This window comes from Corallococcus aberystwythensis, from assembly GCF_003612165.1.
GTDB lineage: Bacteria > Myxococcota > Myxococcia > Myxococcales > Myxococcaceae > Corallococcus > Corallococcus aberystwythensis.
This window is the reverse complement of sequence record NZ_RAWK01000054.1, coordinates 20697-42629: the sequence shown is the minus strand read 5'-3', so window position 1 is coordinate 42629 and position 21933 is coordinate 20697. Positions and strand designations below refer to the sequence as shown.

Below are 21933 nucleotides of genomic sequence, written 5' to 3'. Positions count from 1 at the left end.
GGGGGAGGGTACCGGCCTCGTCAGGGGGCCACAACCCGCGCGGGCGGCCCTGCGGCCGGTCGCAAGCGCAAGCCCTTGCGAAGGGCGGTGCGCCATGCGACGTCGCACGCATGCGATTCACCCTGCACCGCGGCGTCAGCCTGGCCGTCCTCGCCTCCGCCCGCACGGAGGCCGACCACCACGAGGACCTGGGGTGCAGCATCCAGGGGCCCACCGCGCGCCCGGTGCGCCGCGCGCAGGTGCCGCTGAAGCGCCACATCGCCGCGCTGGGCCGCGAGGGCGCGCTGCGCGAGGCGGACGCGCTCATCCGCTGGCTGGAGGACACGCCTCGCTACGCCGCGCTCTGCCAGGGCACGAAGCGGCGCATGGGCCGGCGCGTGCTGCGCGACGACGTGCTCTTCCCGGATCCGCTGCGCCACCGCCCGCGCGTGCTGCACCTGCGCCAGGACTCGCTGGGGCTGGACGTGCCGGTGCGCGCGAAGGACTGGCCGGTGGTGGCGGACCTGTTCGCGTCGCTCGCCCGGGGCGCGACGCGCGAGGAGCTGCGCGCGCTGGCCACCACGCCCATCGTGGGCGAGCTGCTGGGCGACCTGTCGCAGGCCGGCTGGCTCGTGCGCCACGCGGGGCCGGTGGACGTGCCCGGCCCGGGCGCCCTCTTCGTGGGGCACAACACGGTGCTGGTGTCGGGCAGGGAAGGGCGCGTGCTGGTGGACCCGTACTTCCGCCCCACGGGCGAGGTGGACCTGCCCGGCTATCCATCCTTGCAGGCAGGGGACCTGGGGCGGGTGGACGCGGTGGTCATCACCCATTCCCACGGCGACCACTTCCACCTGGGCTCGCTGCTGCCCCTTCCGCGCGACACGCGCATCTTCGTGCCCACGGTGGCGCGCGAGAGCCTCTTCTCCACGGACTGCGCGCTGCGGCTGAAGCAGCTGGGCTTCACGCGCGTGGAGCCCCTGCGCTGGGGGGAGACGCGGCAGGTGGGCGACGTGACGGTGCACGCGCTGCCCTTCCACGGCGAGCAGCCCACCGACGGAGCCGGGCCGCACCCGGACCTCTACAACGAGGGCAACACGTGGCTGGTGCGCTCGCCGGACTTCTCCGCCGCCTTCTTCGCGGACGCGGGCCATGACGTGCGCGGGGACATGGACGCGGTGTGCCGCCGCGTGCGCAAGCAGGGGGGCCCGGTGGACGTGCTCTTCTGCGGCGTGCGCGGCTTCCGGCTGCCGCCCATCTTCTTCGGCTTCACCACGCTGGATGCGTTCCTGGTCAACGTGCCGCGCGACGCGCTCACCACGCCACAACGCCTGATGGCCGGACCGGAAGAGGCGCTGCGCTACGGCGCGCTCCTGGGCGCGCGCTACGTGGTGCCCTGCGCGGACGGCGGCGCCCCCTGGTACTGGCGGGAGGGCATGGGGCCTCGCTACGCCGGCTATCCGGGGGAGCCCGTCGCGGGCGCGAGCAACATGGACGAGAACCCGGACGCGGATCCGTATCCGGAGCGGCTGGCGCAGGTGCGCAAGGAGCAGGGCGAAGGACCGCAAGCGCTGCTGCTGCGGCCCGGCGAGGCCCTGCGCTGGCGGGGCGCGCGGAAGCCGGAGGTGCTGAGTACGCCGGGCTTCGAGTGGCCGTTCGGCAACTGGCGCGAGGCCGCGCCTCAGCCGCGCAGCACGTCGCGGGCACGCCAGAGGGAGAAGAGGTAGAGCGCGGCCAGGACGGCGAGGCACGCGAGGCCCACGTTCACGTTCCAGCGGATGACGCGGCTGACGTTCCAGCCGTACACGTCCACCAGGGCGCTGGGGTCGCTGAGGCCCGCGCCCTCGATGCGGCCGAAGGGGATGCGGTCCACGTGGGTGCGGGCCGACCACCACATCTCGAAGCTGTCCATGAGCGCCGCCGCGCCGATGACGACGAAGCCCCAGCGCAGTTGATGCCGGTGGAGGTAGTGGCCCGGCGGCACGAAGAACGTGGCCATCAGCAGGGTGCCCAGCACCATCCGGCCCGCGTCGCCGCCGAAGTAGATGAGGGCGCGGGCCTGGGCATGGGTGAGGCCGAACCTGCCCGCCCCGAGCGCCGCGAGCAGCACCACGCCCACGCCCAGCCACGCCCACCGGCGGCGCTTCCAGCCCTGCCACACGAGCGCGCCCAGCAGGCCCGATAGCAGGAGGACCATGGACGTCGAGCGTTCCTGCGACACGTGGGTCACCCAGAACGTGGGCGTGGCGTTGTAGCCGCAGAACCAGGCGGTGACGGCGTGCCCCAGCTCATGCACCGGCATGGTGAGGAAGGTGCGAATCAGGAGGTGGAAGAGGGGCGACTGGACCGCGAACCAGGCGCCCACGAGCAGCAGGGGCAGCACCGCCAGCCGCAGCCGCGCCTCCAGGGCGCCCTCGCCGCCCGTCTCCTCGCCGTGAAAGGTGAGGCCCTCCATGGCGGGATCCGGCTCGGGCCGTGATGCGACTCCGGGCGGCGCGAACGTGGGCACGGCGTGGGCCTGCAGGGCCTCACGCATCGCCAGCCGCTGGTCCTCGGTCTCGCGCTGGGCGGCTTCTCGGGCCTCGCGGTCGCGGGTCTCGGCCTGCCGGGTGGCGGCTCGCACCTCCGCGCGCAGGTAGATGACGCCGCAGGCCGGGCACTCGGGCCCGTCCACACGGGGGGCGCCACAGCGGGGACAGGAGGCGGATGCAGGGCTCACGGGCCCCCGACTCTAGGGGCGCCGTGGGCGGGACGAAAATCGCACCGCCGGGGCCCCGGGGCTTCCGGCGGCGGAACGCGGGACTAGAAGCCGTAGTAGCTGCTGTAGTCCGTGCCGAACAGGTCGATGACCGTGACGCCCCACGAGTGGACGATGATGACGATGATGGTCTTGCGGAAGCGCGTGAGGTTCCAGTCGTTGACGGTGTGCTGCTGGATGCCCACGCTCATCGGCGAGCCGTAGCGCGCCGCCTTCACCGCCGAGGGGAAGGTCTCGATGACCGTCGCGCGCTGCGCGACCTCCTTGCCGTCCTTGTCGATGAGGCTGGCGATGGCCTTGTACTTGCCCACCTTGATGTCTTCCGGGTTGGCGCGGACGTTCACGCGGTAGTGGCCCGCCGGGATGCCCGACTCCGGGGAGTCGATGTAGACGAAGGCCGCGTCCACGCCCTTCTCGTACTCCGAGGCGGGGACCTTCTCGTAGCCCGCGATGTTCGTCGCCACGACGGCGCCCTGGTCCGACGTGAGGGTGCCGATCTGCTCCTCGTTGATCGCGAGGCCCTGCTCCTTCGCGCCCTGCACCAGCTCCGTCTTGAGCTCGGAGCAGGCGGCCGCGGCGGCGGCCGCGTACCGGGACTCACCCGCGAGGGCGGGGGCGGACAGGAGGAGGGCGGCAACGAGGGAGGAACGCATGAAGCTGGAAGTGATCATGGGGACGGGGAACCAATCTCAAAGAGGGGACTTCGATCACTGACACCGCGGAACTTCGACACCGGCGGGCCCCCCGTGCAGTGAAGATGCCAACCCCTCCCACGGCCCTGCTCCCCTCGGACGTTTCAAGGCGTGCGGCACCCGCTGTGACACGCCTGGTTACGGCCCACGCCTCGAAATGACATCCCGCGCTACAACGGGCCGGTCCTCCCGGACGGAGCGCTTGACGCCCCGGGGCCCGAGCGCCGATGTCGGGGGCATGACTGGTGAGCTGGATACCCGCACCCGGGGGCGGACCGCGCGGGGGCGCCTGCGCGCACTGGACGCGTACCTGGGCCAGTTCGAGTCCGCGCTCCTCACGCGGGAGGACGGCCCCTGGGCCCGCGCCGTCTTCGTGGACGTGGGCTTCGGTGAACACCCGTGGACCACGCTGGAGAGCGCCGCCGCGTTCCGCACGCTGAACCCGGGGCTTTCCATCGTGGGCGTGGAACTGGAGGCTGAACGCGCCCTGGCCGCCGCGCGGGACCACGCGGACGCGCGCACGCACTTCCGCGAGGGCGGCTTCGCGCTGCCGCTGTCAGCGGAGGAGCCCGCCCGCCTGGTGCGCGCCATGAACCTGCTGCGCCAGGGGCCGCTGGAGCGCATCCCGGAGGCCCACCGCGCGATGTCGCGGCACCTGCTGCCTGGCGGGCTGCTCGTCGAGGGGTCGACCGACTTGGACGGCGCGGTGGGGGTGGCCCACCTGCTGCGCCGGAGGCCGGACACCGAAACCCCCGCGCGCGAGGGCCTCCTCTTCCACACCGACTTCTCCCGGGGCTTCGCGCCGCTGATGCTGCGCGACTGGCTGCCCCGCGACCTGCGCCGCCGCGTCCGCCCCGGTGAACCCATGCACACCTTCTTCGGGGCGTGGGAGGCGGCATGGAAGGCCGCGCGCGAGGCGGGCCACACCGCGCCCCCGGAGGCCTTCGCTGAGTCCGCCCTGCGCCTCGCGCGGATGACCCCCGGCGTCGCCACGGACGCGTGGCTGCTGACCCGAGGCTTCTTGCGCTGGAGCCCACCCGGTGGCACTCCGGCCTGAGGCCCGCGCTGAACCCGGCCACTCCTTGGGGGTGCAATCGTGTGGGGGCCCGTCCCAAGCGGCGCCGGAAAAGGTATTCTGTCGCGAATTGGGCTTCCGGCGACCCCCCGAACCGCCGGAGGCAGACGGCTCGACATGAACAGGCACCTTCTGACGCTTCTCGCCGCGGGGCTGATGTCCAGCACCGCTGTCGCCGGCCCGTCAACCCCTGACCTCGGGGGCGCTCGCCCCGCGACGCGTCCTCAACGCCAAGCCCGTCGTTCCTCCGCGCGCCAGCGCCGCGAGGCCGACGCCGTGAACCTGGAGCATGAGATGCAAGAGGCCGCCTACTCCGGTGAGGCCCCCGCGGCCGTCATCGCGGCCCGCCCCCCCGCGTTGCTGTTCTCCGCCAACTTCTACGGCACCCTGGCCGCCGCCCGCTGTCTGGGCCGCCACGGCGTGGACGTGACGGTGGCGGACACCGGCCGGTTGGGGCCGGCCAGCTACTCGCGCTTCGTCAGCCGCCGCGTGCAATGTCCGCCGGAGTCGCAGCCGGAGGCCTTCCTCCAGTGGCTGGTGGACTTCGGCCTGCGCGAGCCCGTCAAGCACGTGCTCTACCCGACGAGCGACGAGCTGGCGTGGCTCATCTCCGCGCACCGCTCCAAGCTGGAGGATCTGTTCCACCTCTACGACCCGGGCGTGGACGCGGTGTACGGGCTGCTCAACAAGCGCCGCCTCTACGAGCTGGGCACGGAGGCGGGCCTGCACCTGCCGCGCACCTGGTTCCCCCAGTCCGAAGAGGACCTGGAGCAGGTGCGCCGCGAGGCGAAGTTCCCGGTGCTGCTCAAGCCCACCACGCAGATCCTCCACGCCACGCACCGCAAGGGGCAGCCGGTGTCGTCGCCGGACGACCTGGCGCGCGAGTACCGCGAGTTCGCGCGCGACACGTACGCGCCCATGCTCGTGAAGTTCGACCCGGCCGTGGTGAACCCCATGGTGCAGGAGTTCCACCCGGAGGCCGCCGAGGGCATCTACAGCCTCTCTGGCTTCGTGGATGAATCCGGTGAGCTCTTCGAGGCTCGCGCCGCGATGAAGGTCCTCCAGCGTCCGCGCCGCCTGGGCGTGGGCGTCTGCTTCGAGTCCGCGCCGCTGCGCCCGGACCTCGTCGCGGGGCTCACCCGGCTGTGCAAGAAGCTGGGCTACCACGGCGTCTTCGAGGTGGAGTTCATCCAGACGAAGGACTCGTACCTCCTCATCGACTTCAACCCGCGCTTCTACGGGCAGATGGGCTTCGACATCGCGCGGGGGCTGCCCCTGCCGCTGCTCGCGTACCACGCGGCCATCGGGGACCAGGACGCGCTCTCGCGCGCGGTGGAGGATGCGCGCGACGCCGCGGCGGCGCACGAGGACGCGGTGTTCTGCAACCGCATCGCGCTGGAGATGCTGCTCAACCTCCAGCGGCTGTCCGGCGCGCTGCCGGCCGACGAGGCCCGGCAGTGGCGGCAGTGGTTCAACACCCACAAGGAGACGGCGGTGGATCCGCTCATCGACCGGGACGACATGATGCCCGCGGCGGTGGAGCTGGCCACCATCTCCTACGGTGCCGCGCGCCATCCCCGCGCCTTCCTCCGGATGATGGTCTTCAACCGCTAGCAGGCAGGTTCCATGAAACGACGCACGGGGGGCGCGCGCACAGGCGCGCTGGCGGGGCTTTGCGCCCTGGGGCTGGTGGCGTTTTCACTCGAGGCGCCCGCGCAGGGCGTGGCGAAGGTGAAGGACTTCTCCACCAGGACCGTGAAGACGGACACGGCCCCGTCCGGGTTCGCGAAGGTGAACGGCTCCGTCCTCTTCTTCTCCAAGCAAGGCAAGGGGCTCTTTCGCACGGATGGAACGCAAGCCGGGACCCGGCTCGTGCGGGACATCGCTCCGGCGCTGGCCAGCTGGGAGACCCCGCCTCACCTGGTCACGTTGCGCGGACGGGCCTACTGGCTCCAGGCGCACGACCTCTGGACGTCGGACGGGACGCCCGAGGGCACGCGGCCCGTGCTGGACACGCCCTTCGTGGAAAGCCCCACGCCGCCGGTCGTCTTCAAGGGCGCGCTCTACTTCAGCGTGGGCACGTCGCTCTACCGCTCGGACGGCACGGCGCGGGGCACGCAGCCGTTCGTCACGGCGCGGATGCACGTGACGGAGGAGCAGTTCGCCTCCTCCTGGCGGGTGATGGGAGGCCGGCTGTACTTCTCCTGCCTCCTGGGCTCGGGGAGCGCGGGCATCGAGCTGTGCTCCACGGACGGCACGGCGAAGGGCACGGTCCAGGTCGCGGACCTGGGGCCGGGCAGCGAGCACGGCCGGCCCCAGCTGTTGGGGGAGCTCGGCGGCAAGCTGCTCTTCGTGGCTGCGTCCGCGCCCACCGGCAGCGCCCTCTACGCGACGGACGGCACCGCGAAGGGCACCACCGCGCTGCTCACCGTCGCCAACGGCTGGGTCGTGGACACGAGCGTGAACGGCTTCGCGACCCTCAAGGGGCGCGCGTACCTGCCATGCCGTACGGCGGACACCGGCGTGGAGCTCTGCCGGACGGATGGCACCGTGACGGGCACCCAGGTCCTCGACCTGGTGAAGGGCAGCGCCTCCTCCGACCCCCGTGACGTGACGGTCCTGGGCCACCGCCTCTACTTCTTCGCATCCACCGCCCAGACAGGGTTCGAGCTCTGGTCCTCGGACGGAACTTCCGCCGGCAGTGGGATGCTCACGGACCTCTACCCAGGCAGCGGGAGCAGCGGCCTCCGTCGGGGGCTCGTCCCCGTCGACGGCGGGCTGCTCTTCGGCGCGGTGACCCCCAATGGGGATGGGCTGCTCTGGAAGACGGACGGCACCGCGAAGGGCACCGTCCTGGTGAAGAACCTCGCCTCGCCTGAAGCGCCGGGGTTCCGGCACGAGCTGGACCTGAGCGGCGCCATGGGCTTCGGCGGCGGGGTCCTCTTTCCCGCGGATGACGGAGCCCACGGCCTGGAGCTGTGGCGGAGCGACGGCACCGGGGCCGGGACCCGGATGGTGAAGGACGTCACCCCCGCCCAACGCCAGGCGGATGCCATCGGGATGTGGACCGTCAACGACAGGCTCCTGCTCGGCGTCTACGACGAGACGGGAAAGTCGGAGGTCTGGCGCTCGGACGGCACCGCCGAGGGCACCCAGGTGCTCTCGCCCGCGATGGGCGCCTCCCCCGGGTACCCCACCCTGCTCCCTTTCGGCGAGCGCCTGCTCATCGCGCACGGGACGCGGTTGTGGATGACCGATGGGACCGCCGAGGGCACGGTGCCCTTCAAGAACCTGCCGGAATCCGGAGTCCGTGGGGACGTCATCCCGCTGAGTGCCACGGTCGCCGTGTTCATGGCGCCCACCCCGGACAAGACCGTGGCGCTGTGGCGCACGGACGGCACCGGCGCGGGCACGCGGATGATCAGCCCCACGGAGGTGAAGGGTCGCGACCTGGGCGTCTCCAACGGCAGGGTCTTCTTCGAGGGAGCCTCCAAGACCCTGGGCGAGGAGCTCTACACGAGCGACGGCACGCCGGAGGGCACGCGACTCTTGAAGGACATCCAGGTGGGCCCGAAGGGCTCCCAACCCGCGGGCTTCACGCCCCTGGGGACAAAAATCCTCTTCGCCGCCGATGACGGCGTCGTGGGCCGGGAGCTGTGGACGACGGATGGGACCCCCGCTGGGACGGTCCTCCTGGCCGACCTGAATCCCGGTGAGCGCGGCTCGGGGCTCTCGAACCTCCAGGTCGTGGGCCGCCGGGGGGTCTTCTGGGCCGAGACCCCCACGTCACGCCTGTGGACAACGGACGGAACGGTCCAGGGCACGCGGCCCGTGGGCTCGGACGTCGCCTCCGGCCACGTCGGCGGCTTCATCACGTGGGGCGACTTCGCGTACTTCGCTGGAAGGGAGACGGGGACAGGGACGGAGCTGTGGCGCACGGATGGCACGCCGGAGGGCACCGTGCGGGTGGCGGACCTCCATCCGGGACGCGGCTCGTCGCTGCCGGATCAGCTCACGCTCGTCTCGCCGTCAGGCCCGCTGCTCTTCGCGGCGGAGGAGCCCACGAAGGGGCGCGAGCTGTGGCGGCTGGACTCTCCCACCGGTGTCCCCAGGCTCGCTATGGACGTCGCAGCGGGTCCGGCGTCCTCGCGGCCCGAGCACCTCACCGTGAACGGCCCGGACCTCTACTTCTCCGCGAGCGACGGGGTGGGACGGGCGCTGTTCCGGCTGCCGGGACCCGGCGCCGCCACCCGCCCGCCCGGCGCGGAAGTCCCGCGCCCCTAGCTCGCGGCGCGCGAAGGGGAGGGGACCGGGTCGTCGAACGTCACCAGGTCCTCGTGCGTCTCCGCGCGGCGCAGCAGCCGCACCTTCCCGCCCTCCACGCCCACGATGGCCGGCTGCGGGAAGGAGAAGGACGTGCCAAAGGGCACGAAGTACGCGCCCGCGTCCATGATGGCCAGCGTGTCGCCCACCTTCAGCTCCGGCAGCCGCACCGCGTGGTACAGCGTGTCGCCCGGGGTGCAGATGGGGCCCACCACCGTGTACGCCCGGTGCGCGGGCGCGGCCGGCTGCTCCACGTGGAAGAGCTGGTGGTACTCGTTGCGCACGCATTCCGCGTGGTTGATGCCCATGTCGAGCACCGCCCACGTCCGCTCGCCGCCGTCCTTGAGCGCGTGCACGCGGCCCAGCAGCAGCTGCGTGTTGCCCGTCATCGCGCGGCCCGGCTCCAGGAAGATGCGCGGGCGCTTGCGGCCCTGCTTCGCGTAGTGCGCCTCCACCTGGGCCACCACCTTCGCCACGTACCGCTCGATGGAGAGCGCCGCCGCGTGGTCCGGCGCGGGCAGGTCGCGCTGGAAGGTGAGGTTGAGCCGCCAGTCCTTCTGCTCGATGTGCTCCACCGTCGGCGTGCAGAGGCTGCCGCCCAGGTCCAGCACCTCCAGGTCCAGCCCCAGCTCGCGGTGCAGCTCGTCCGCGAAGTCCAGCACCGAGCCGACGAAGCCCTCCAGCTCCGCCTCCGTGCGGATCAGCTCGCCCCGGTGCGCGTGCAGTCCCACGACGTCCAGGTTGCCCGCCGCCAGCGCCTGCCGGTACGCCGCCAGCGCCTGGCCTCCCGCGATGGGCGTGCCGAACTGCGACGTCCAGCCCGACGTTGTCGTCACGCGCACGGCCACGCGCGGGCGCTTGCCCAGCTCCGCCGCGTGGCGTGAGAAGACGTCCAGCTCCTCGCGGTGGTTCGCGGCCAGCAGGCCGATGCCCCGGGTGATGGACTCGCGGATGGACGCGTCCGACTTCACCGGGCCGTTGTAGACGATGCGCTCCGGCGCCACGCCCAGCTTGAGCGCGAGCCACAGCTCGTAGGCGGAAATCACTTCCGCGCCGATGCCGCGCGCATGCAGCGCGGACAGCACGCCCGGCACGGGGTTGGTCTTGTACGAGTAGTACACCTCGCAGCCGCCCGCCGCGCCCGGAGGCACCGCCTGGAACGCGTCCGCGTTGCGGTGCAGCGCTGGCATGTGCACCACGTGCAGCGGCGAGCCGTACTCGCTGGCGAGCTTCGACAGCGACAGGCCCTCCAGGAAAAGGCCCTGGCCGGCGCGCGACTCCAGGCCCCACGTCTCCGGGGGGAGGAAGGCGCGCGCGGGGGCCATCGCGCGCTGCACGACGGGCCCCAGGGTCTGCTTCAACTGCCGCTTGGCGGTTCCAACGAGACGACGACGCAGGCTCACGGTGTGGGGCCCTTTCAGGAAACGCCAGGCAGCTTGAGGGGGAGGAAGCGCGTCAGGCCGAAGCGGCTCTTCAGCGCGCGCGTGGCCAGTTGCAGCAGCCGGTACTCCAGCTCGCCGTGCTCGCGCCGGTACTTGTTGTGGATGATGGCGTTGGACTCCGCCACGGACTTCTCCACCTTCGCACCCGTCTTGCCCAGGTCGTTCATCAGCGACGGCTTGCCCACCCGGTAGTTGAGGATGGGCCGGTTCACGTAGACGTGGCCGTAGCGGCGGATGCCGCGCATGTAGAAGTCCACGTCCTCGTAGACGGGGATGTTCGGATCAAACCCGCCCAGGGGCTGGAAGTATTCGCGGCGCACCATGCACGCGGAGTTCACGTACAGCGTGCCCAGGAACAGGATGTGCGCCACCGTCCAGGCGCTGTTGGGCGTGGTGGCGCCCACCTTCGCGACCCGCTCGAAGTAGCTGCTCTTGTCCTCCAGCCACTCGGGGTCCTCGCTGAAGGGCACCACCCAGCCCACCGCGACGCCCGCGTCCGGCCGTGCGTCCAGCGCCGTCACCATGGACTTCAGGGCCCCTTCGGCGAGCGTGTCGTCGTCGTCCAGGAAGTGCAGGTAGCGGCCCCGGGCCAGCGTGGCGCCATGGTTGCGCACCAGCGCGGGGCGCCCCTTGGAGGGCACCTCCTGCTTGAAGTAGCGCACGCGCGAATCGCCAATGCCCTGCACCGCGTCGCGGGCCGTGCCCTCCGGCGAGTCGTCCAGGACGAGCACCTCCACCTGGATGCCCTCTTGACGCAGCGCGGAGTGGATGGCCTCCACCACTTCCTTCTCGCGCTTGTACGTGGGCATCACGACCGAGACGTCGATTGATGACATAGGCCCCGGTTTATACCGGTGGCGCCCCACGACTGAGAAGCGAGCCGGGCCCTCCGGACACGGGGCATTCCGCGACTCCGGGGCAGCGTGCCCCTGGAGGCCTGTGTCCGGGGCTACCCGCCCGCTGTCCGGGGAAGCGAACGCGGCACCCGTGTTCGCGGTTTCTTGGAAGTTTCTACGGCCCCTTCCGGGGGCGGACCGGAAAAATTCACGGTCGGATCGCGACAGGATTGCCACACCGTGGCCGCCTGCCCACGGGTTTCAGAAGCTGGCGATGGCGAAGTCGAACGCGTCCAGGTCGTCCACGTCGTCGGCCCCGGCGGCATGGGGCAGGGCGTCATCCTCCTCGACGAACGCGTCGCCTGAGAGGAAGCCCTCGGCCTCCTCCGGGTCCAGCGACAACCATCCGGGATGCAGTTCCTCGCGGGCCATGTGCGTTCGTCCTCTTCCGCAAGCGGTACGGCTTCAACCGGTGACTTGCAGTCGTTGTGCCACTTACTGATACGGAACGACCCTCGCGGACGGGTCGTTTCCGACGGAGGGTGGGTCGCCGGGCGGGCAGGCATGGCTTGACGCGGGAGCCCGGGGCCGACAGGAAGGGAACACCGATGGCCGTCCTGCTGGCACACGAAATCGAAACTCCGCGCCCGTGCAGCTACCTGCCGGACCGGGAGGCGTCCCTGGAGACGCTGCTGATGCGCAACGTCACGGCGCAGGAGTACGAGCACCTGCTCGTGCGCGGCTGGCGCCGGTTCGGCCCGCAGTACTTCCGGCCCGTGTGCGCGTCCTGCCAGGAGTGCGTGTCCCTGCGCGTGCCGGTGGCGGGCTTCACGCCCAACCGCAGCCAGCGCCGGGCCCGCGCCGCGTGCGCGCACCTGCGCGTGGAGGTGGGGCCGCCGCGCGTGGACGAGGAGCGCCTGGCGCTGTACCGCGCGTGGCACGCGGAGCGGGAGACGTCGCGCGAATGGGAGGCGTCCGAACTGGGGGTGCGGGAGTACTCGCTCCAGTTCGCCTTCCCGCACCCGTCCGCGCGCGAGGTGGCCTGGTACGATGACAGCGACCCGGCGGGCCCGAAACTGGTGGGCCTGGGCCTGTGTGACGAGACGCCGCACGCGTGGAGCGCGGTGTACTTCTTCTATGACCCGGCCTACGCGCGGCTGTCCCTGGGCAAGGCCAGCGTGCTGTTCCAGGTGGAGCTGGCGCGCGAGCGGGGCATCCCCTACGTGTATCTGGGCTACCGCGTGCTCGCGTGCGATTCGCTGCGCTACAAGGCCGGCTTCCGTCCGCACGAGCTGCTGGAGGGCCGCCCCGAACTGGATGCGCCGGCCGTGTGGAGCGTCGCGACTGACGCGCCAGCGCCCGAGGCTGACGCGCCAGCGCCAGCGCCCGCCGATCCGCGGGCCGTCAGGAGCCGCTGAGCAGCGCCGCGTCGAAGAAGTCGCGCAGGTGGTGCGCGTACTCCTCCGGGGCCTTCTTCGCGTACTCGCCGTGGTGCGCGCCGGGCACCACCCAGTACGACTTGGGTTCGCACGCGGCCTGGAACAGTGCGTCCTGGAGGAACGCGGGTGCGTACTCGTCGACGTCGCCGTTGATCAACAGGAGCGGCCGGCCCTTCAAGTCACACAGGCGCTTCATGGGGTCCACCGCGTCCACGTCCACGCCGGACAGGCGCATCGTCCAGAGCACCGGCTGGACGCTCAGCGGTCCCCACTTGCCGTAGCTGTAGCGCGTGTCCGCCTCCAGCGACGGGTACGCGCCCGCGGCGGCCACGGCCTTCAGGCGTTCATCCTCCAGCGCCTCCAGCATCGCGGTGGTGCCGCCCATGGAGAAGCCCAGCACGCCCAGCCGTGAGGGGTCCACGTCGTCGCGGTGCGAGACGAAGTCCACCGCCGCGCGCAGGTCCTCGCGCTCGCGGTCGCCCCACGTCACCAGGTCGCCCTCGCTCTCTCCATGCCCGCGCGAGTCGAAGAGCAGCACGCCGTAGCCCGCGCGGAAGAGCACCTCCGCCTCGAAGAGCATCTGCGTGCGGTTCTCCGCGAAGCCGTGCATCACCACCACCGCCGCGTGGTTGTGCGAAGGCAGGTACCAGCCGCGCAGCGTCAGCCCGTCGCGCGTGCGCAGCACCACGTCCGTGCGCTCCGCGAGCGCTCCCGGCGCCACCGGCTGCAACGGCTGGCGCGCGGGGTGCAAGACAGCCCGCGCGGTGCGGACGTTGCGGTACGCGATGACGGCCAGCACCGCGAGCACGCCCACGAGGGCGAGCGCGATGAGACGGAGGGGACGGAGATGGATGGGCTTCTTCACGAGGATGGATTGTGAGTCTATACCCGGAATCCAGTGACCCGCACGAAGCGCCCCCTGCCGTGCTGGAGCTCGCGCCCACGTGGGCGGCGTTCCATGCGGGCCCGGCGCTTCTTCGCGGACCCGCGCCAGGAACTCGCCTGTCAGGACACCCTCCGGGTGTTTCAACGGTGTATCGCGGGGCGGTGGCCGCCACCCGCGTGGGCTTCGTGGGCCTCCGGGGGATCCACCGGCATGACGCCGTTCAACTGTCTCCTGAGTGGCGGGGCCGCGTGTCCTTCGCTACCTATCGCATGGTGCGTGAGCTATTGATCAACGAGCAAACCCAGGGGTGGGCCCGTCGGACGCTCGCGCGCCGGGCAGTAGATTGAAAACCGTTTCTTACCGGGAATCCCAGACATTGGAACTGCAGGCGCACCGAGAGATGGCGGTCCCGGCCCCCGGGCGGCGGCGCGTCCTGTTCACGCTCGTCTTCATGGGGACGGGCGGCATCGAGCGCTCCGTGTGCAACGTGCTGGCGGGGCTGGACCGGGAGCGGTTTGATCCCTCGTTGTTCTTCCACCACGGGCCGCCGCCGCCGGACACGCGCGGGCGCATCCCCGCGGACGTGCCCATTTCCTGGGGCGTGGGCGTGGAGGCCTACCGGCGCTGGGAGCTGCCGCGGATGCTCTGGCGGCTGTTCCACGAGGCGCGCAAGGCGGACATCATCGTCTCCGGGCAGGAGGGGAGGGCGGCCCTGCTGGCGCGGATGGCGGGGGCCCTTCTGGGCAAGCCGGTGTTGGGGATGGTGCACTTCGACTGGGGGGCCTTCCACCACGAGCAGCCGAAGCGTCAGCTGTGGGGCCTGAAGGTGCTCTACCCGGGCATGGACCGCATCGTGGCGTGCGGCTACGACTCCGCGAAGGCGTTCGCGGAGCTGGTGAACGTGGACCGGGAGCGCCTGGAGGTCATCCCCAACTTCGTGGACGCGGACCGGATCCGCGCCGCGGCGGACGCCCCCCTGCCGGCGTGGGCGGAGCCGGTGTTCCAGAAGCCCGTGGTCATCGCGGTGGGCCGGCTGGAGCCGCAGAAGTCCTTCGACATGCTCATCCGCGCGCACGCCCGGATGCGAGCGGCGGGGACGGACACCCACCTGCTCATCCTGGGAGTGGGCTCGCTGGAGGCGGAGCTGAAGGCGCTGGTGACGGAACTGGGCGTGGAGGGTTCCGTGTTCATGCCGGGCTACGCGGACAATCCGCACGCGCTGATGCGGCGGGCCGCCGCGTTCGCGCTGTCCTCTCGCTTCGAGGGGCTGCCCATGGTGCTGCTGGAGGCGCTCGCGCTGGGCTGCCCCATTGTCAGCACGAACTGCCCCTCCGGCCCCGCGGAGGCCCTGGACGGTGGGCGGGCAGGCGTGCTGGTCCCCATGGGGGACGACGCGGCCATGGCCCGGGCCCTGGAGCGGGTGGTCACGGACGTGGAATGGCGCGACGGGCTGCGCCAGCGGGCCCTGGAGCGGGCGGACGAGTTGTCCGCTGAACGGGCGCTCAAGGCCTGGGAGTCACTGCTGGCGGAGGTCTGAGCCAGGCGGGCAGGGCAGGGACGGGTCAGGAAAACCTTGCTCCCCTGGTCCTGCTTCAAGAGGATTCGCACCCATCATGACGACGACGAACGAGACGCAGGGCCTCAACTTCCTCCAGGAAGTCGTTGAGGAAGACCGGCGGACGGGAAAGCACGGCGGACGCGTGCACACCCGCTTCCCGCCCGAGCCCAACGGCTACCTCCACATCGGCCACGCCAAAGCCATCGTGCTGAACTTCGGGCTGGCGCAGCAGTATGGCGGCAAGTGCAACCTGCGGCTCGACGACACCAACCCGCTCACCGAGGACACGGACTACGTGGAGTCCATCCAGCGCGACGTGCGCTGGCTCGGGTTCGACTGGGACGACCGGCGCTTCTTCGCGTCCGACTACTTCGACCGGCTCTACGCCTTCGCGGAGCAGCTGATCTCGCAGGGCCAGGCCTACGTGTGCAGCCTGTCGCCGGAGGAGATCTCCCAGTACCGCGGCAACTTCACCACGCCGGGCAAGGACAGCCCGTACCGTACGCGCACGGTGGAGGAGAACCTGGACCTGTTCCGCCGCATGAAGGCGGGCGAGTTCCCGGACGGCAAGCACACGCTGCGCGCCAAGATCGACATGACGTCGTCGAACCCCGTGCTGCGCGACCCGCCCATCTACCGCATCCGGCACGCGCACCACCACCGCACGGGCGACACGTGGTGCATCTACCCGCTCTACGACTTCGCGCACTGTCTGTCGGACGCCATCGAGGGCATCACGCACTCCGTCTGTACGCTGGAGTTCGAGAACCGCCGCGTGCTGTATGACTGGATCGTCGACGCGCTCATCAAGGGCGACCGGCCCTACCAGTACGAGTTCGCGCGGCTGAACCTCACCTACGCGGTGATGAGCAAGCGCAAGCTGCTCCAGCTGGTGCAGGAGAAGCGCGTCTCCGGCTGGGATGATCCGCGCATGCTGACCATCAGCGGCCTGCGCCGCCGGGGCTACACGCCCGCGTCGCTGCGCGACTTCGCGAAGCGCATTGGCGTGAGCAAGTCCGACAGCCTCATCGACATGGGCGTGCTGGAGCTGTCCATCCGGGACGACCTCAACGAGACGGCGCCGCGCGCCATGGCCGTCCTGCGCCCGCTCAAGGTGGTGCTGGAGAACTACCCGGAGGGCCAGACGGAGGAGCTGGAGACGGCGAACCACCCGAAGCGCGAGGACATGGGCACGCGCAAGGTGCCGTTCATGCGCGAGCTCTACATCGAGGCGGACGACTTCCAGGAGGTGCCGGAGAAGGGCTTCTTCCGCCTGGCGCCGGGCAAGGAGGTGCGCCTGCGCTCCGCGTACTTCATCAAGTGCGAGAAGGTCATCAAGGACGCGGCGGGCAACATCACGGAGCTGCGCTGCACCTACGACCCGGCCACGCGCGGTGGTGATTCGCCGGATGGCCGCAAGGTGAAGGGCACGCTGCACTGGGTGCCGGGCAATGCGCCCGTGGCGCAGGTGCGGCTGTTCGACCGGCTCTTCTCGGTGGAGCAGCCGGACAAGGACGAGACGAGGGACTTCAAGGAGTTCCTCAACCCGAACAGCCTGGAGACCCTCACCGGCGCGCGCGTGGAGCCGGGCCTGGCGGACGCGAAGCCGGGCGACCGCTTCCAGTTCGAGCGCCTGGGCTACTTCTGCGCGGACGCGGTGGACTCCAAGCCGGGCGCCCCCGTCTTCAACCGCACGGTGACGCTGAAGGACTCGTGGGTGAAGGAGCAGAAGAAGTAGGGCGCCCCCTTCGCTGAAGCTTCACGGAGCCCCGGGTGGAAGCACCCGGGGCTTCGCCGTTTGTCGTCCTTGCTCAAGGGGGCAGCAGGCCCAGGGACTCCAGCGCGGCGCAGCGTCCTCCGCGCCAGTTCACTTCCGTGGTGGACGGTGTGTTCCAGGTGAGGAACGGCCCGCCTGGGGTGTAGGGCAGCCAGGTGGGGATGGGCGCCCCGGTGCGGGCCAGCGTTCCCCATGCGGCCTGCACGTACTGGGACAGTGTCGCGTCGTCCGGCGTCGGAGTGGTGGCCACGGCCTCGAAGTGGCCGAAGAGGTAGAGGATGTCCGTGCCATGGGCGACGCCCAGCGCCGCGAACGGCCCGTTGGGGGCGGCGCGCGCGAAGCGGTAGAGGTACGCCTTCGCCGTGCCGGTGGTGGCGCTCGCGGCGGCCAGGCGCTGAGCGGGACAGGCGAACGACAGGTCCGTGCCCAGGGCGATGGCCGCCTGGCGCTCGCCCGTGGTGGCGGGCTGGTAGAGCGCGGTGAGCTCCGCCTTCCTCGCGCTCGCGCCGACGGCGTCCACGTAGCGGCTGAAGTCGCCCGGGTTGCCCACGACGCCCATGGCGTCCATCACGAAGCTCGCCTCGTCGTCGTTGGCGCCCACCAGCACGGGGACGTCGCCCCGGCCCGCCAGCACCCGCGCGAGCGGCCGTCCCTTCAACACGACCCCGTCCACCACCGGCAGCGTGGGCGAGAGCGGAATGCCGAGCTCCGTCACCGCCGGGAGCCGAGCCTGGGCCGCGAGCACCTCCGTGGACGTCTTCGCGCGCAGGCACGCGGCGATGTCGCCCTGCGTGCAGCCCAGGAGGATGGCGGCCTGAACGCCCACCGCGTATGCCGATGGAAAGGCGCCCGTGGGCTGTTCCTTCTCCAGCACGGGCCGGTAGGTGCCGGACTGGATGGCTGCGCGGTGGAAGAGGCCCTGGGCGGGTTCGGCGGCCAGCAGCGTCGTCACGCTGACGGCGCCCGCGGACTCCCCGGCGATCATCACGCGCGACGGGTCGCCACCGAAGGCCGCGATGTTGCGGCGCACCCAGTCCAGCGCGGCGACCTGGTCCCGCAGGCCCCAGTTGCCGGTGCCATGGTCGGGCGCTTCGAGCTGGGGCAGGGCGAGGAAGCCCAGCAGCCCCAGCCGGTAGTTGAGGGACACCACGACCAGGTCCTCGCGCCACGCGAGCTGGGCGGCGTCGTACCACCCCTCGCCCGCGTGGCCCTCCACGTAGCCTCCGCCGTGGATCCACACGAGCACCGCGTGGGCGCCGGCCGTGGTGGGGGACCAGACATTGAGACGCAGGCAGTCCTCGGACGGGGGAGGGACTCCGGCCTTCGTCTGGGGGCACGGCGGACCGAAGGCCGTGGTGGTGAGGGGCTGGGTCCAGCGTGTGGGGCGCGCGGGCGGGGCCCAGCGCCGTGCGCCCGTCGGAGGCGCCGCGTACGGGATGCCCTTGAAGACCTTGAGTCCGTTGATGAGGGTTCCCACCACGGGGCCATCGTCGGTCGTCACCGCGACCGGCGGGTCGATGGCGCTCTTCGTCTCGGTGACGTCATCCACCGCGTCCGGCGGATCGCTGGGGGCCGTGCACCCCCCGAGCAGGAGGACGGTCAGGAACCACGAGAGGTGGGCGATGGGCTGGGACATGGTGCTGGGGGAGGGTAGCCGAGCCCCGTCCCATGCTCTGAGCCAAGGCTATGAACGGGGCGGCGTCTCGCGGGTCATCTCCACCATGGTGGGACGCCAGCCCAGCCGCTCGAAGAGGCGCCGCGCGGCTTCGTTCTTCGCGGCGGTGCTGAGTACGACGCGCGGCGCGCCCATCTCCGTGAGCCGCTGCACCATGGCCTCCGCGAGCAGCCGGCCGGTGCCGGTGCCGCGTGCCTTCGCCTCCACCCAGATGTCGTGCAGGGCGCCGTGCTTGTCGAGGAGCATGTTCCAGTCCACGCCCTCCAGCCGGCCGTAGCAGTAGCCCACGACCTCGCCGTCCAACTCGGCCACCAGGACCACGGCCTCCTGCGGGCGGCGCGCCTCCTTGCCCAGCCACCAGCGGTAGCCGGACTCCACGTCGTCCGGGACCATGAAGCGCTGGGCGTCGAAGCCATGGTGCTGACGCGCGAGCGCCGCGCCCATGCGGCCCAGCGCGGGCGCGTCCAGGTCCTTCGCGGGGCGGATGGTGACGGGCATGCGTTCTCCAGGAAGCGGGTGTCCGCCCCAGGATGGGCACTCAAGGACGCGCCTGTCGAAGCCTTCCGGCCGGAAGTGCGGCGCGGCGTCCGCTACCGGGCCTTCGCGCGCATCTGCGGGGCGGCCTCCTTGCCGTCTCGCAGCGTCGAGCGGGCCAGCTCCACCAGGCCCCAGGCGGCCACCAGGGCGAACACCGCGCCGCCGAGCGTCACCAGGTAGTTCACGAGGCTCGTGTCGCCGCACTGGAGGCACGCCACGGACGGGTCCTCCGGTTCGTAGTGCAGCGTCACGGGAGCTCCCGCCGCGTAGTGGTGCGACACCGCCTGCGCCTCCGCCAGTCCGCCGGAGCCATGGCCGTCGAAGGCCACCGTGTCGGAGATGTACGGGACGCCGTTCACCTCGTAGCGGTAGCTCACGTCCGGGCGGAAGCTCACCGCGCGCTTGCTGCGCAGCGTCTCCACGCGCGAGCTCACCACGGTGCCCTGCACGGTGGGCCAGTCCCTGCTCGCCTTCGAGCGGTACACCATCCGGCCGCCCGCGAACGCCAGCGCCACGCCGATGCCCAGCAGGGCCAGCCCCATCAGCCACTTCATCATCGTTCGAGTCCTTGCTTGCCACCCGCCGCGTTTCTCCGGCGAGGCAGACGCATCCGCTTTGGAGTTGCAGCCACCGGGCCAGGGCCTCCACCTCGGAGGTCCAGGGCCGCGAGGCGGGGCAGATTTCCCCACGGGGGCAATTCGCCCCGGTAGACTCGGGGGCCTCCATGCCCGCACTTGCTCAAGAACTCGAAGTGGCCCGGCGCATCGCGCGCCAGGCTGGTGAAATCCTCCTGCAGGTCTACGCCACGGACTTCTCCGTCACGGACAAGGCTGGCGGCGCCGGGCCCGTCACGCTGGCGGACGAGCGCGCCAACGCCTTCATCGTGGGCGAGCTGCGCAAGGCCTTCCCGGATGACGGCGTGGTGGCGGAGGAGAAGGAGGATGTCTCCGACGCGAAGCGCTTCAGCCGCTGCTGGTTCGTGGATCCGCTCGACGGCACGCAGGAGTTCGTGAACCGCAATGGCGAGTTCGCCATCCACATCGGCCTCGCGGTGGAGGGCCGTGCGGCGCTGGGCGTCGTCTACCGCGCGGTGGGGGACGTCCTGTACTCCGGCGTCGTGGGCGAGCAGGGCTACGTGGAGGACCCCCAGGGCCGCCGCGCGCTGCGCGTGTCGGACGTGGCGGATCCGGCGCAGCTGCGGCTCGTGGTGTCGCGCTCGCACCGCTCCAAGACGACGGACGCGGTGGTGCAGCGGCTGGGCATCACGAAGGAGACGGAGTCCGGTTCGGTGGGGCTCAAGTGCGGCCTGCTGGCGGAAGCCCGCTGCGACCTCTACGTGCACGTGAGCGACAAGAGCTACCGCTGGGACAACTGCGCGCCGGAGGCCGTCATCCGCTCCGCGGGCGGCGTGCTCACGGACCTGGCGGGCAACGCGTACCTGTACGACGGCTCCGAGCTCCAGAACCGCCGGGGCCTGCTCGCGTGCAACGCCGCCGCCTTCGACAAGGTGCTGCCCGTTGCCTCGCAGGTGGCCCGCGAGTCCGGCCTGCTGAAGTAGTCAGCGTGTCCCGGCCGCGCGGCGCAGCTCGCCATACAGCCGCGCCAGGTCCGGGAGCTGGTAGCTGGCGTTGAGCCCGCTGGGATTGGGCAGCACCCACAGCCGGGTGTCGCCCAGCGTCTCCTCCTGCGGCCCGAACCTCGCCTTCGGCCGCGCGAAGGCGGTGCGGTACGCGCCCAGCCCCAGCACCGCGAGGTACGCCGGGCGGTAGCGCTTCACCTTGCGAGAGAGCGACTTCGCCCCTTCCGCGTACTCCTCCGCGTCCAGCATGTCCGCGCTCGCCGTGGCCCGGTCCACCACGTTGGTGATGCCCAGGCCCAGCGCCAGCAGCTCCTCCTGTTCGGCCGGTTGCAGGCGGCGCGGGGTGAAGCCGGATGCGTGCAGTGCCGGCCAGAAGCGGTTGCCCGGCCGCGCGAAGTGCACGCCCACCACCGCGGAGTAGAGGCTGGGGTTGATGCCGCAGAAGAGCACCCGCAGGCCCGGGGCCAGCAGGTCCTTCATGGTGCGGCCGGTGGCGGCGAACAGCTCGTCCTTCGTGGGGCGGTGGAGCTTCATGGAGTGGGATGCCAATGCCGCAACCTAGCGGGTCGGATGCCGCTGCGCATGAGGCCCGGCTGCCTGCCCGGCAAGGGCCCCCGGCGCGATGCGAAGCCGGGCGCTCGTGGTTAAAGGGAAGCCATGGCCCAACCGGTGAACGTCAACGCCCTGTTGCCCATCGAAGCGGAGTTCCAGCGCGAGCGCGCCTCCGGGTTGCGCCGCTCCGGCGACAAGCTGGAGGACGCCCTCATCCTGCTGGCCCAGGCGGAGAAGGAGCTGCGCGCCCTGAGCGGCCCCGCGCGGGTGGCGCGCTACCCGGCGTACCGCGCGCTGTGGAAGGAAGCGGAGCGGCTGCGCTGGAACCTCACCGTGCAGCGCGAGGCCTGTGGCTTGCGCAACCACCGCGACCTGGACTTCATCTACCCGCTGCCGCCCCTGCTCAAGGAGTGACGGCCGGCTGTTCACCGTTTCACGGTGTGGCGCGCCACGCGGCCACGGCGAGGAGGGCCCACCCGGCGAGGAAGGCCAGGCCGCCCAGCGGGGTGATGGCGCCCAGCACGCGCACGCCGGACAGGGCCAGCGCGTAGAGGCTGCCGGAGAACAGGACGATGCCCACGAGCATCGCCCAGCCCGCGGACTCCAGGAGCGCCGAGGGGCGCACCGTGCCCAGCAGGCCCACCGCCACCAGCGCGAGCGCGTGGTACATGTGGTAGCGCGCCCCGGTTTCGAAGATGACCTGCAGGTCCTGCGCGAGCCGGGCCTTCAGCGCGTGGGCCCCGAAGGCGCCCGCCGCCACGGACAGGAAAGCGTTCACCGCGCCGACCACGATCCACCACCGCATCATCGAGTGCCTTTCTTCGCGCG

The 21933-nt window shown here is 71.3% G+C and carries 20 protein-coding genes; 9 read left to right on the top strand and 11 right to left on the bottom strand.

Features of this window, described 5'->3' with window-relative positions:
* The first annotated feature begins 110 nt into the window (after positions 1-110).
* On the top strand, positions 111-1703 hold the full coding sequence (locus tag D7W81_RS11305) for an MBL fold metallo-hydrolase (RefSeq protein WP_120555361.1): 1593 nt from the start codon (positions 111-113) through the stop codon (positions 1701-1703).
* Here the strand turns inward: D7W81_RS11305 and D7W81_RS11300 are convergent.
* Positions 1658-2695, bottom strand: a complete 1038-nt coding sequence (locus D7W81_RS11300) for a hypothetical protein (protein WP_120555360.1) — start codon at positions 2693-2695, stop codon at positions 1658-1660. The two genes, D7W81_RS11305 and D7W81_RS11300, sit on opposite strands and share 46 nt — an antisense overlap.
* An 83-nt stretch (positions 2696-2778) precedes the next feature.
* The gene (locus D7W81_RS11295; protein ID WP_147445434.1) at positions 2779-3387 is read right to left on the bottom strand and encodes a hypothetical protein; all 609 of its coding nucleotides are present in this window, start codon (positions 3385-3387) and stop codon (positions 2779-2781) included.
* A 277-nt stretch (positions 3388-3664) separates the two neighbouring features.
* Between D7W81_RS11295 and D7W81_RS11290 the strand changes: the two genes are divergently transcribed.
* The 3 genes from D7W81_RS11290 to D7W81_RS11280 all read left to right on the top strand — a co-directional run bounded on the left by D7W81_RS11290 (position 3665) and on the right by D7W81_RS11280 (position 8785).
* Complete coding sequence (locus tag D7W81_RS11290) at positions 3665-4483, top strand: methylase (RefSeq protein WP_120555358.1); 819 nt, start codon at positions 3665-3667, stop codon at positions 4481-4483.
* A 312-nt stretch (positions 4484-4795) separates the two neighbouring features.
* Positions 4796-6115, top strand: a complete 1320-nt coding sequence (locus tag D7W81_RS11285; RefSeq protein ID WP_208721264.1) for a carboxylate--amine ligase — start codon at positions 4796-4798, stop codon at positions 6113-6115.
* 12 nt (positions 6116-6127) lie between these two features.
* Positions 6128-8785, top strand: a complete 2658-nt coding sequence (locus D7W81_RS11280) for an ELWxxDGT repeat protein (protein ID WP_120555357.1) — start codon at positions 6128-6130, stop codon at positions 8783-8785.
* Here the strand turns inward: D7W81_RS11280 and D7W81_RS11275 are convergent.
* The 3 genes from D7W81_RS11275 to D7W81_RS42320 all read right to left on the bottom strand — a co-directional run bounded on the left by D7W81_RS11275 (position 8782) and on the right by D7W81_RS42320 (position 11534).
* A complete protein-coding gene (locus D7W81_RS11275) occupies positions 8782-10227 on the bottom strand; it encodes a type III PLP-dependent enzyme domain-containing protein (protein WP_120555356.1) in 1446 nt (481 codons plus the stop codon). The genes D7W81_RS11280 and D7W81_RS11275 overlap by 4 nt on opposite strands.
* A gap of 14 nt (positions 10228-10241) precedes the next feature.
* Positions 10242-11102, bottom strand: a complete 861-nt coding sequence (locus tag D7W81_RS11270; protein ID WP_120555355.1) for a glycosyltransferase family 2 protein — start codon at positions 11100-11102, stop codon at positions 10242-10244.
* A gap of 261 nt (positions 11103-11363) precedes the next feature.
* Positions 11364-11534, bottom strand: coding sequence for a hypothetical protein (locus tag D7W81_RS42320; protein ID WP_158621550.1), 171 nt, complete (start codon positions 11532-11534; stop codon positions 11364-11366).
* A 176-nt stretch (positions 11535-11710) separates the two neighbouring features.
* Here D7W81_RS42320 and D7W81_RS11265 point away from each other — a divergent pair, with 176 nt between their 5' ends.
* On the top strand, positions 11711-12520 hold the full coding sequence (locus tag D7W81_RS11265) for an arginyltransferase (protein WP_120555354.1): 810 nt from the start codon (positions 11711-11713) through the stop codon (positions 12518-12520).
* Here D7W81_RS11265 and D7W81_RS11260 read toward each other — a convergent pair.
* The gene (locus tag D7W81_RS11260; RefSeq protein WP_120555353.1) at positions 12507-13406 is read right to left on the bottom strand and encodes an alpha/beta hydrolase; all 900 of its coding nucleotides are present in this window, start codon (positions 13404-13406) and stop codon (positions 12507-12509) included. The genes D7W81_RS11265 and D7W81_RS11260 overlap by 14 nt on opposite strands.
* A 421-nt stretch (positions 13407-13827) precedes the next feature.
* Here D7W81_RS11260 and D7W81_RS11255 point away from each other — a divergent pair, with 421 nt between their 5' ends.
* On the top strand, positions 13828-14964 hold the full coding sequence (locus D7W81_RS11255) for a glycosyltransferase (RefSeq protein WP_120555352.1): 1137 nt from the start codon (positions 13828-13830) through the stop codon (positions 14962-14964).
* Between the two features lie 76 nt (positions 14965-15040).
* A complete protein-coding gene (locus D7W81_RS11250) occupies positions 15041-16723 on the top strand; it encodes a glutamine--tRNA ligase/YqeY domain fusion protein (protein WP_120555351.1) in 1683 nt (560 codons plus the stop codon).
* A 73-nt stretch (positions 16724-16796) separates the two neighbouring features.
* On the opposite strand, the gene D7W81_RS11245 is transcribed toward D7W81_RS11250, so the two are convergent.
* The 3 genes from D7W81_RS11245 to D7W81_RS11235 form a co-directional block, all read right to left on the bottom strand.
* Positions 16797-18398, bottom strand: coding sequence for a carboxylesterase/lipase family protein (locus D7W81_RS11245; RefSeq protein WP_120555350.1), 1602 nt, complete (start codon positions 18396-18398; stop codon positions 16797-16799).
* 48 nt (positions 18399-18446) lie between these two features.
* Positions 18447-18935, bottom strand: coding sequence for a GNAT family N-acetyltransferase (locus D7W81_RS11240; RefSeq protein ID WP_120555349.1), 489 nt, complete (start codon positions 18933-18935; stop codon positions 18447-18449).
* 92 nt (positions 18936-19027) lie between these two features.
* Complete coding sequence (locus D7W81_RS11235; protein WP_120555348.1) at positions 19028-19531, bottom strand: DUF3592 domain-containing protein; 504 nt, start codon at positions 19529-19531, stop codon at positions 19028-19030.
* A gap of 167 nt (positions 19532-19698) precedes the next feature.
* Here D7W81_RS11235 and D7W81_RS11230 point away from each other — a divergent pair, with 167 nt between their 5' ends.
* Positions 19699-20532, top strand: coding sequence for a 3'(2'),5'-bisphosphate nucleotidase CysQ family protein (locus D7W81_RS11230; protein ID WP_120555347.1), 834 nt, complete (start codon positions 19699-19701; stop codon positions 20530-20532).
* On the opposite strand, the gene mug is transcribed toward D7W81_RS11230, so the two are convergent.
* Positions 20533-21033: a G/U mismatch-specific DNA glycosylase gene (gene mug / locus D7W81_RS11225; RefSeq protein WP_120555365.1), complete on the bottom strand. Its 501-nt coding sequence runs from the start codon at positions 21031-21033 to the stop codon at positions 20533-20535.
* A 177-nt stretch (positions 21034-21210) separates the two neighbouring features.
* Here mug and D7W81_RS11220 point away from each other — a divergent pair, with 177 nt between their 5' ends.
* A complete protein-coding gene (locus tag D7W81_RS11220) occupies positions 21211-21519 on the top strand; it encodes a hypothetical protein (protein ID WP_120555346.1) in 309 nt (102 codons plus the stop codon).
* Positions 21520-21538: 19 nt separating this feature from the next.
* Here the strand turns inward: D7W81_RS11220 and D7W81_RS11215 are convergent, their stop codons facing one another.
* A complete protein-coding gene (locus tag D7W81_RS11215) occupies positions 21539-21913 on the bottom strand; it encodes a DUF423 domain-containing protein (protein WP_120555345.1) in 375 nt (124 codons plus the stop codon).
* Between the last annotated feature and the right edge of the window lie 20 nt (positions 21914-21933).

Bases quoted from the DNA above. Each gene is read 5' to 3' on its own strand.
- D7W81_RS11305 (WP_120555361.1), top strand. From the start codon at position 111: ATGCGATTCACCCTGCACCGCGGCGTCAGCCTGGCCGTCCTCGCCTCC.
- D7W81_RS11295 (WP_147445434.1), bottom strand. From the start codon at position 3,387: ATGCGTTCCTCCCTCGTTGCCGCCCTCCTCCTGTCCGCCCCCGCCCTC.
- D7W81_RS11290 (WP_120555358.1), top strand. From the start codon at position 3,665: ATGACTGGTGAGCTGGATACCCGCACCCGGGGGCGGACCGCGCGGGGG.
- D7W81_RS11285 (WP_208721264.1), top strand. From the start codon at position 4,796: ATGCAAGAGGCCGCCTACTCCGGTGAGGCCCCCGCGGCCGTCATCGCG.
- D7W81_RS11280 (WP_120555357.1), top strand. From the start codon at position 6,128: ATGAAACGACGCACGGGGGGCGCGCGCACAGGCGCGCTGGCGGGGCTT.
- D7W81_RS11270 (WP_120555355.1), bottom strand. From the start codon at position 11,102: ATGTCATCAATCGACGTCTCGGTCGTGATGCCCACGTACAAGCGCGAG.
- D7W81_RS42320 (WP_158621550.1), bottom strand. From the start codon at position 11,534: ATGGCCCGCGAGGAACTGCATCCCGGATGGTTGTCGCTGGACCCGGAG.
- D7W81_RS11265 (WP_120555354.1), top strand. From the start codon at position 11,711: ATGGCCGTCCTGCTGGCACACGAAATCGAAACTCCGCGCCCGTGCAGC.
- D7W81_RS11255 (WP_120555352.1), top strand. From the start codon at position 13,828: ATGGCGGTCCCGGCCCCCGGGCGGCGGCGCGTCCTGTTCACGCTCGTC.
- D7W81_RS11250 (WP_120555351.1), top strand. From the start codon at position 15,041: ATGACGACGACGAACGAGACGCAGGGCCTCAACTTCCTCCAGGAAGTC.
- D7W81_RS11245 (WP_120555350.1), bottom strand. From the start codon at position 18,398: ATGTCCCAGCCCATCGCCCACCTCTCGTGGTTCCTGACCGTCCTCCTG.
- D7W81_RS11240 (WP_120555349.1), bottom strand. From the start codon at position 18,935: ATGCCCGTCACCATCCGCCCCGCGAAGGACCTGGACGCGCCCGCGCTG.
- D7W81_RS11235 (WP_120555348.1), bottom strand. From the start codon at position 19,531: ATGATGAAGTGGCTGATGGGGCTGGCCCTGCTGGGCATCGGCGTGGCG.
- D7W81_RS11230 (WP_120555347.1), top strand. From the start codon at position 19,699: ATGCCCGCACTTGCTCAAGAACTCGAAGTGGCCCGGCGCATCGCGCGC.
- mug (WP_120555365.1), bottom strand. From the start codon at position 21,033: ATGAAGGACCTGCTGGCCCCGGGCCTGCGGGTGCTCTTCTGCGGCATC.
- D7W81_RS11220 (WP_120555346.1), top strand. From the start codon at position 21,211: ATGGCCCAACCGGTGAACGTCAACGCCCTGTTGCCCATCGAAGCGGAG.
- D7W81_RS11215 (WP_120555345.1), bottom strand. From the start codon at position 21,913: ATGATGCGGTGGTGGATCGTGGTCGGCGCGGTGAACGCTTTCCTGTCC.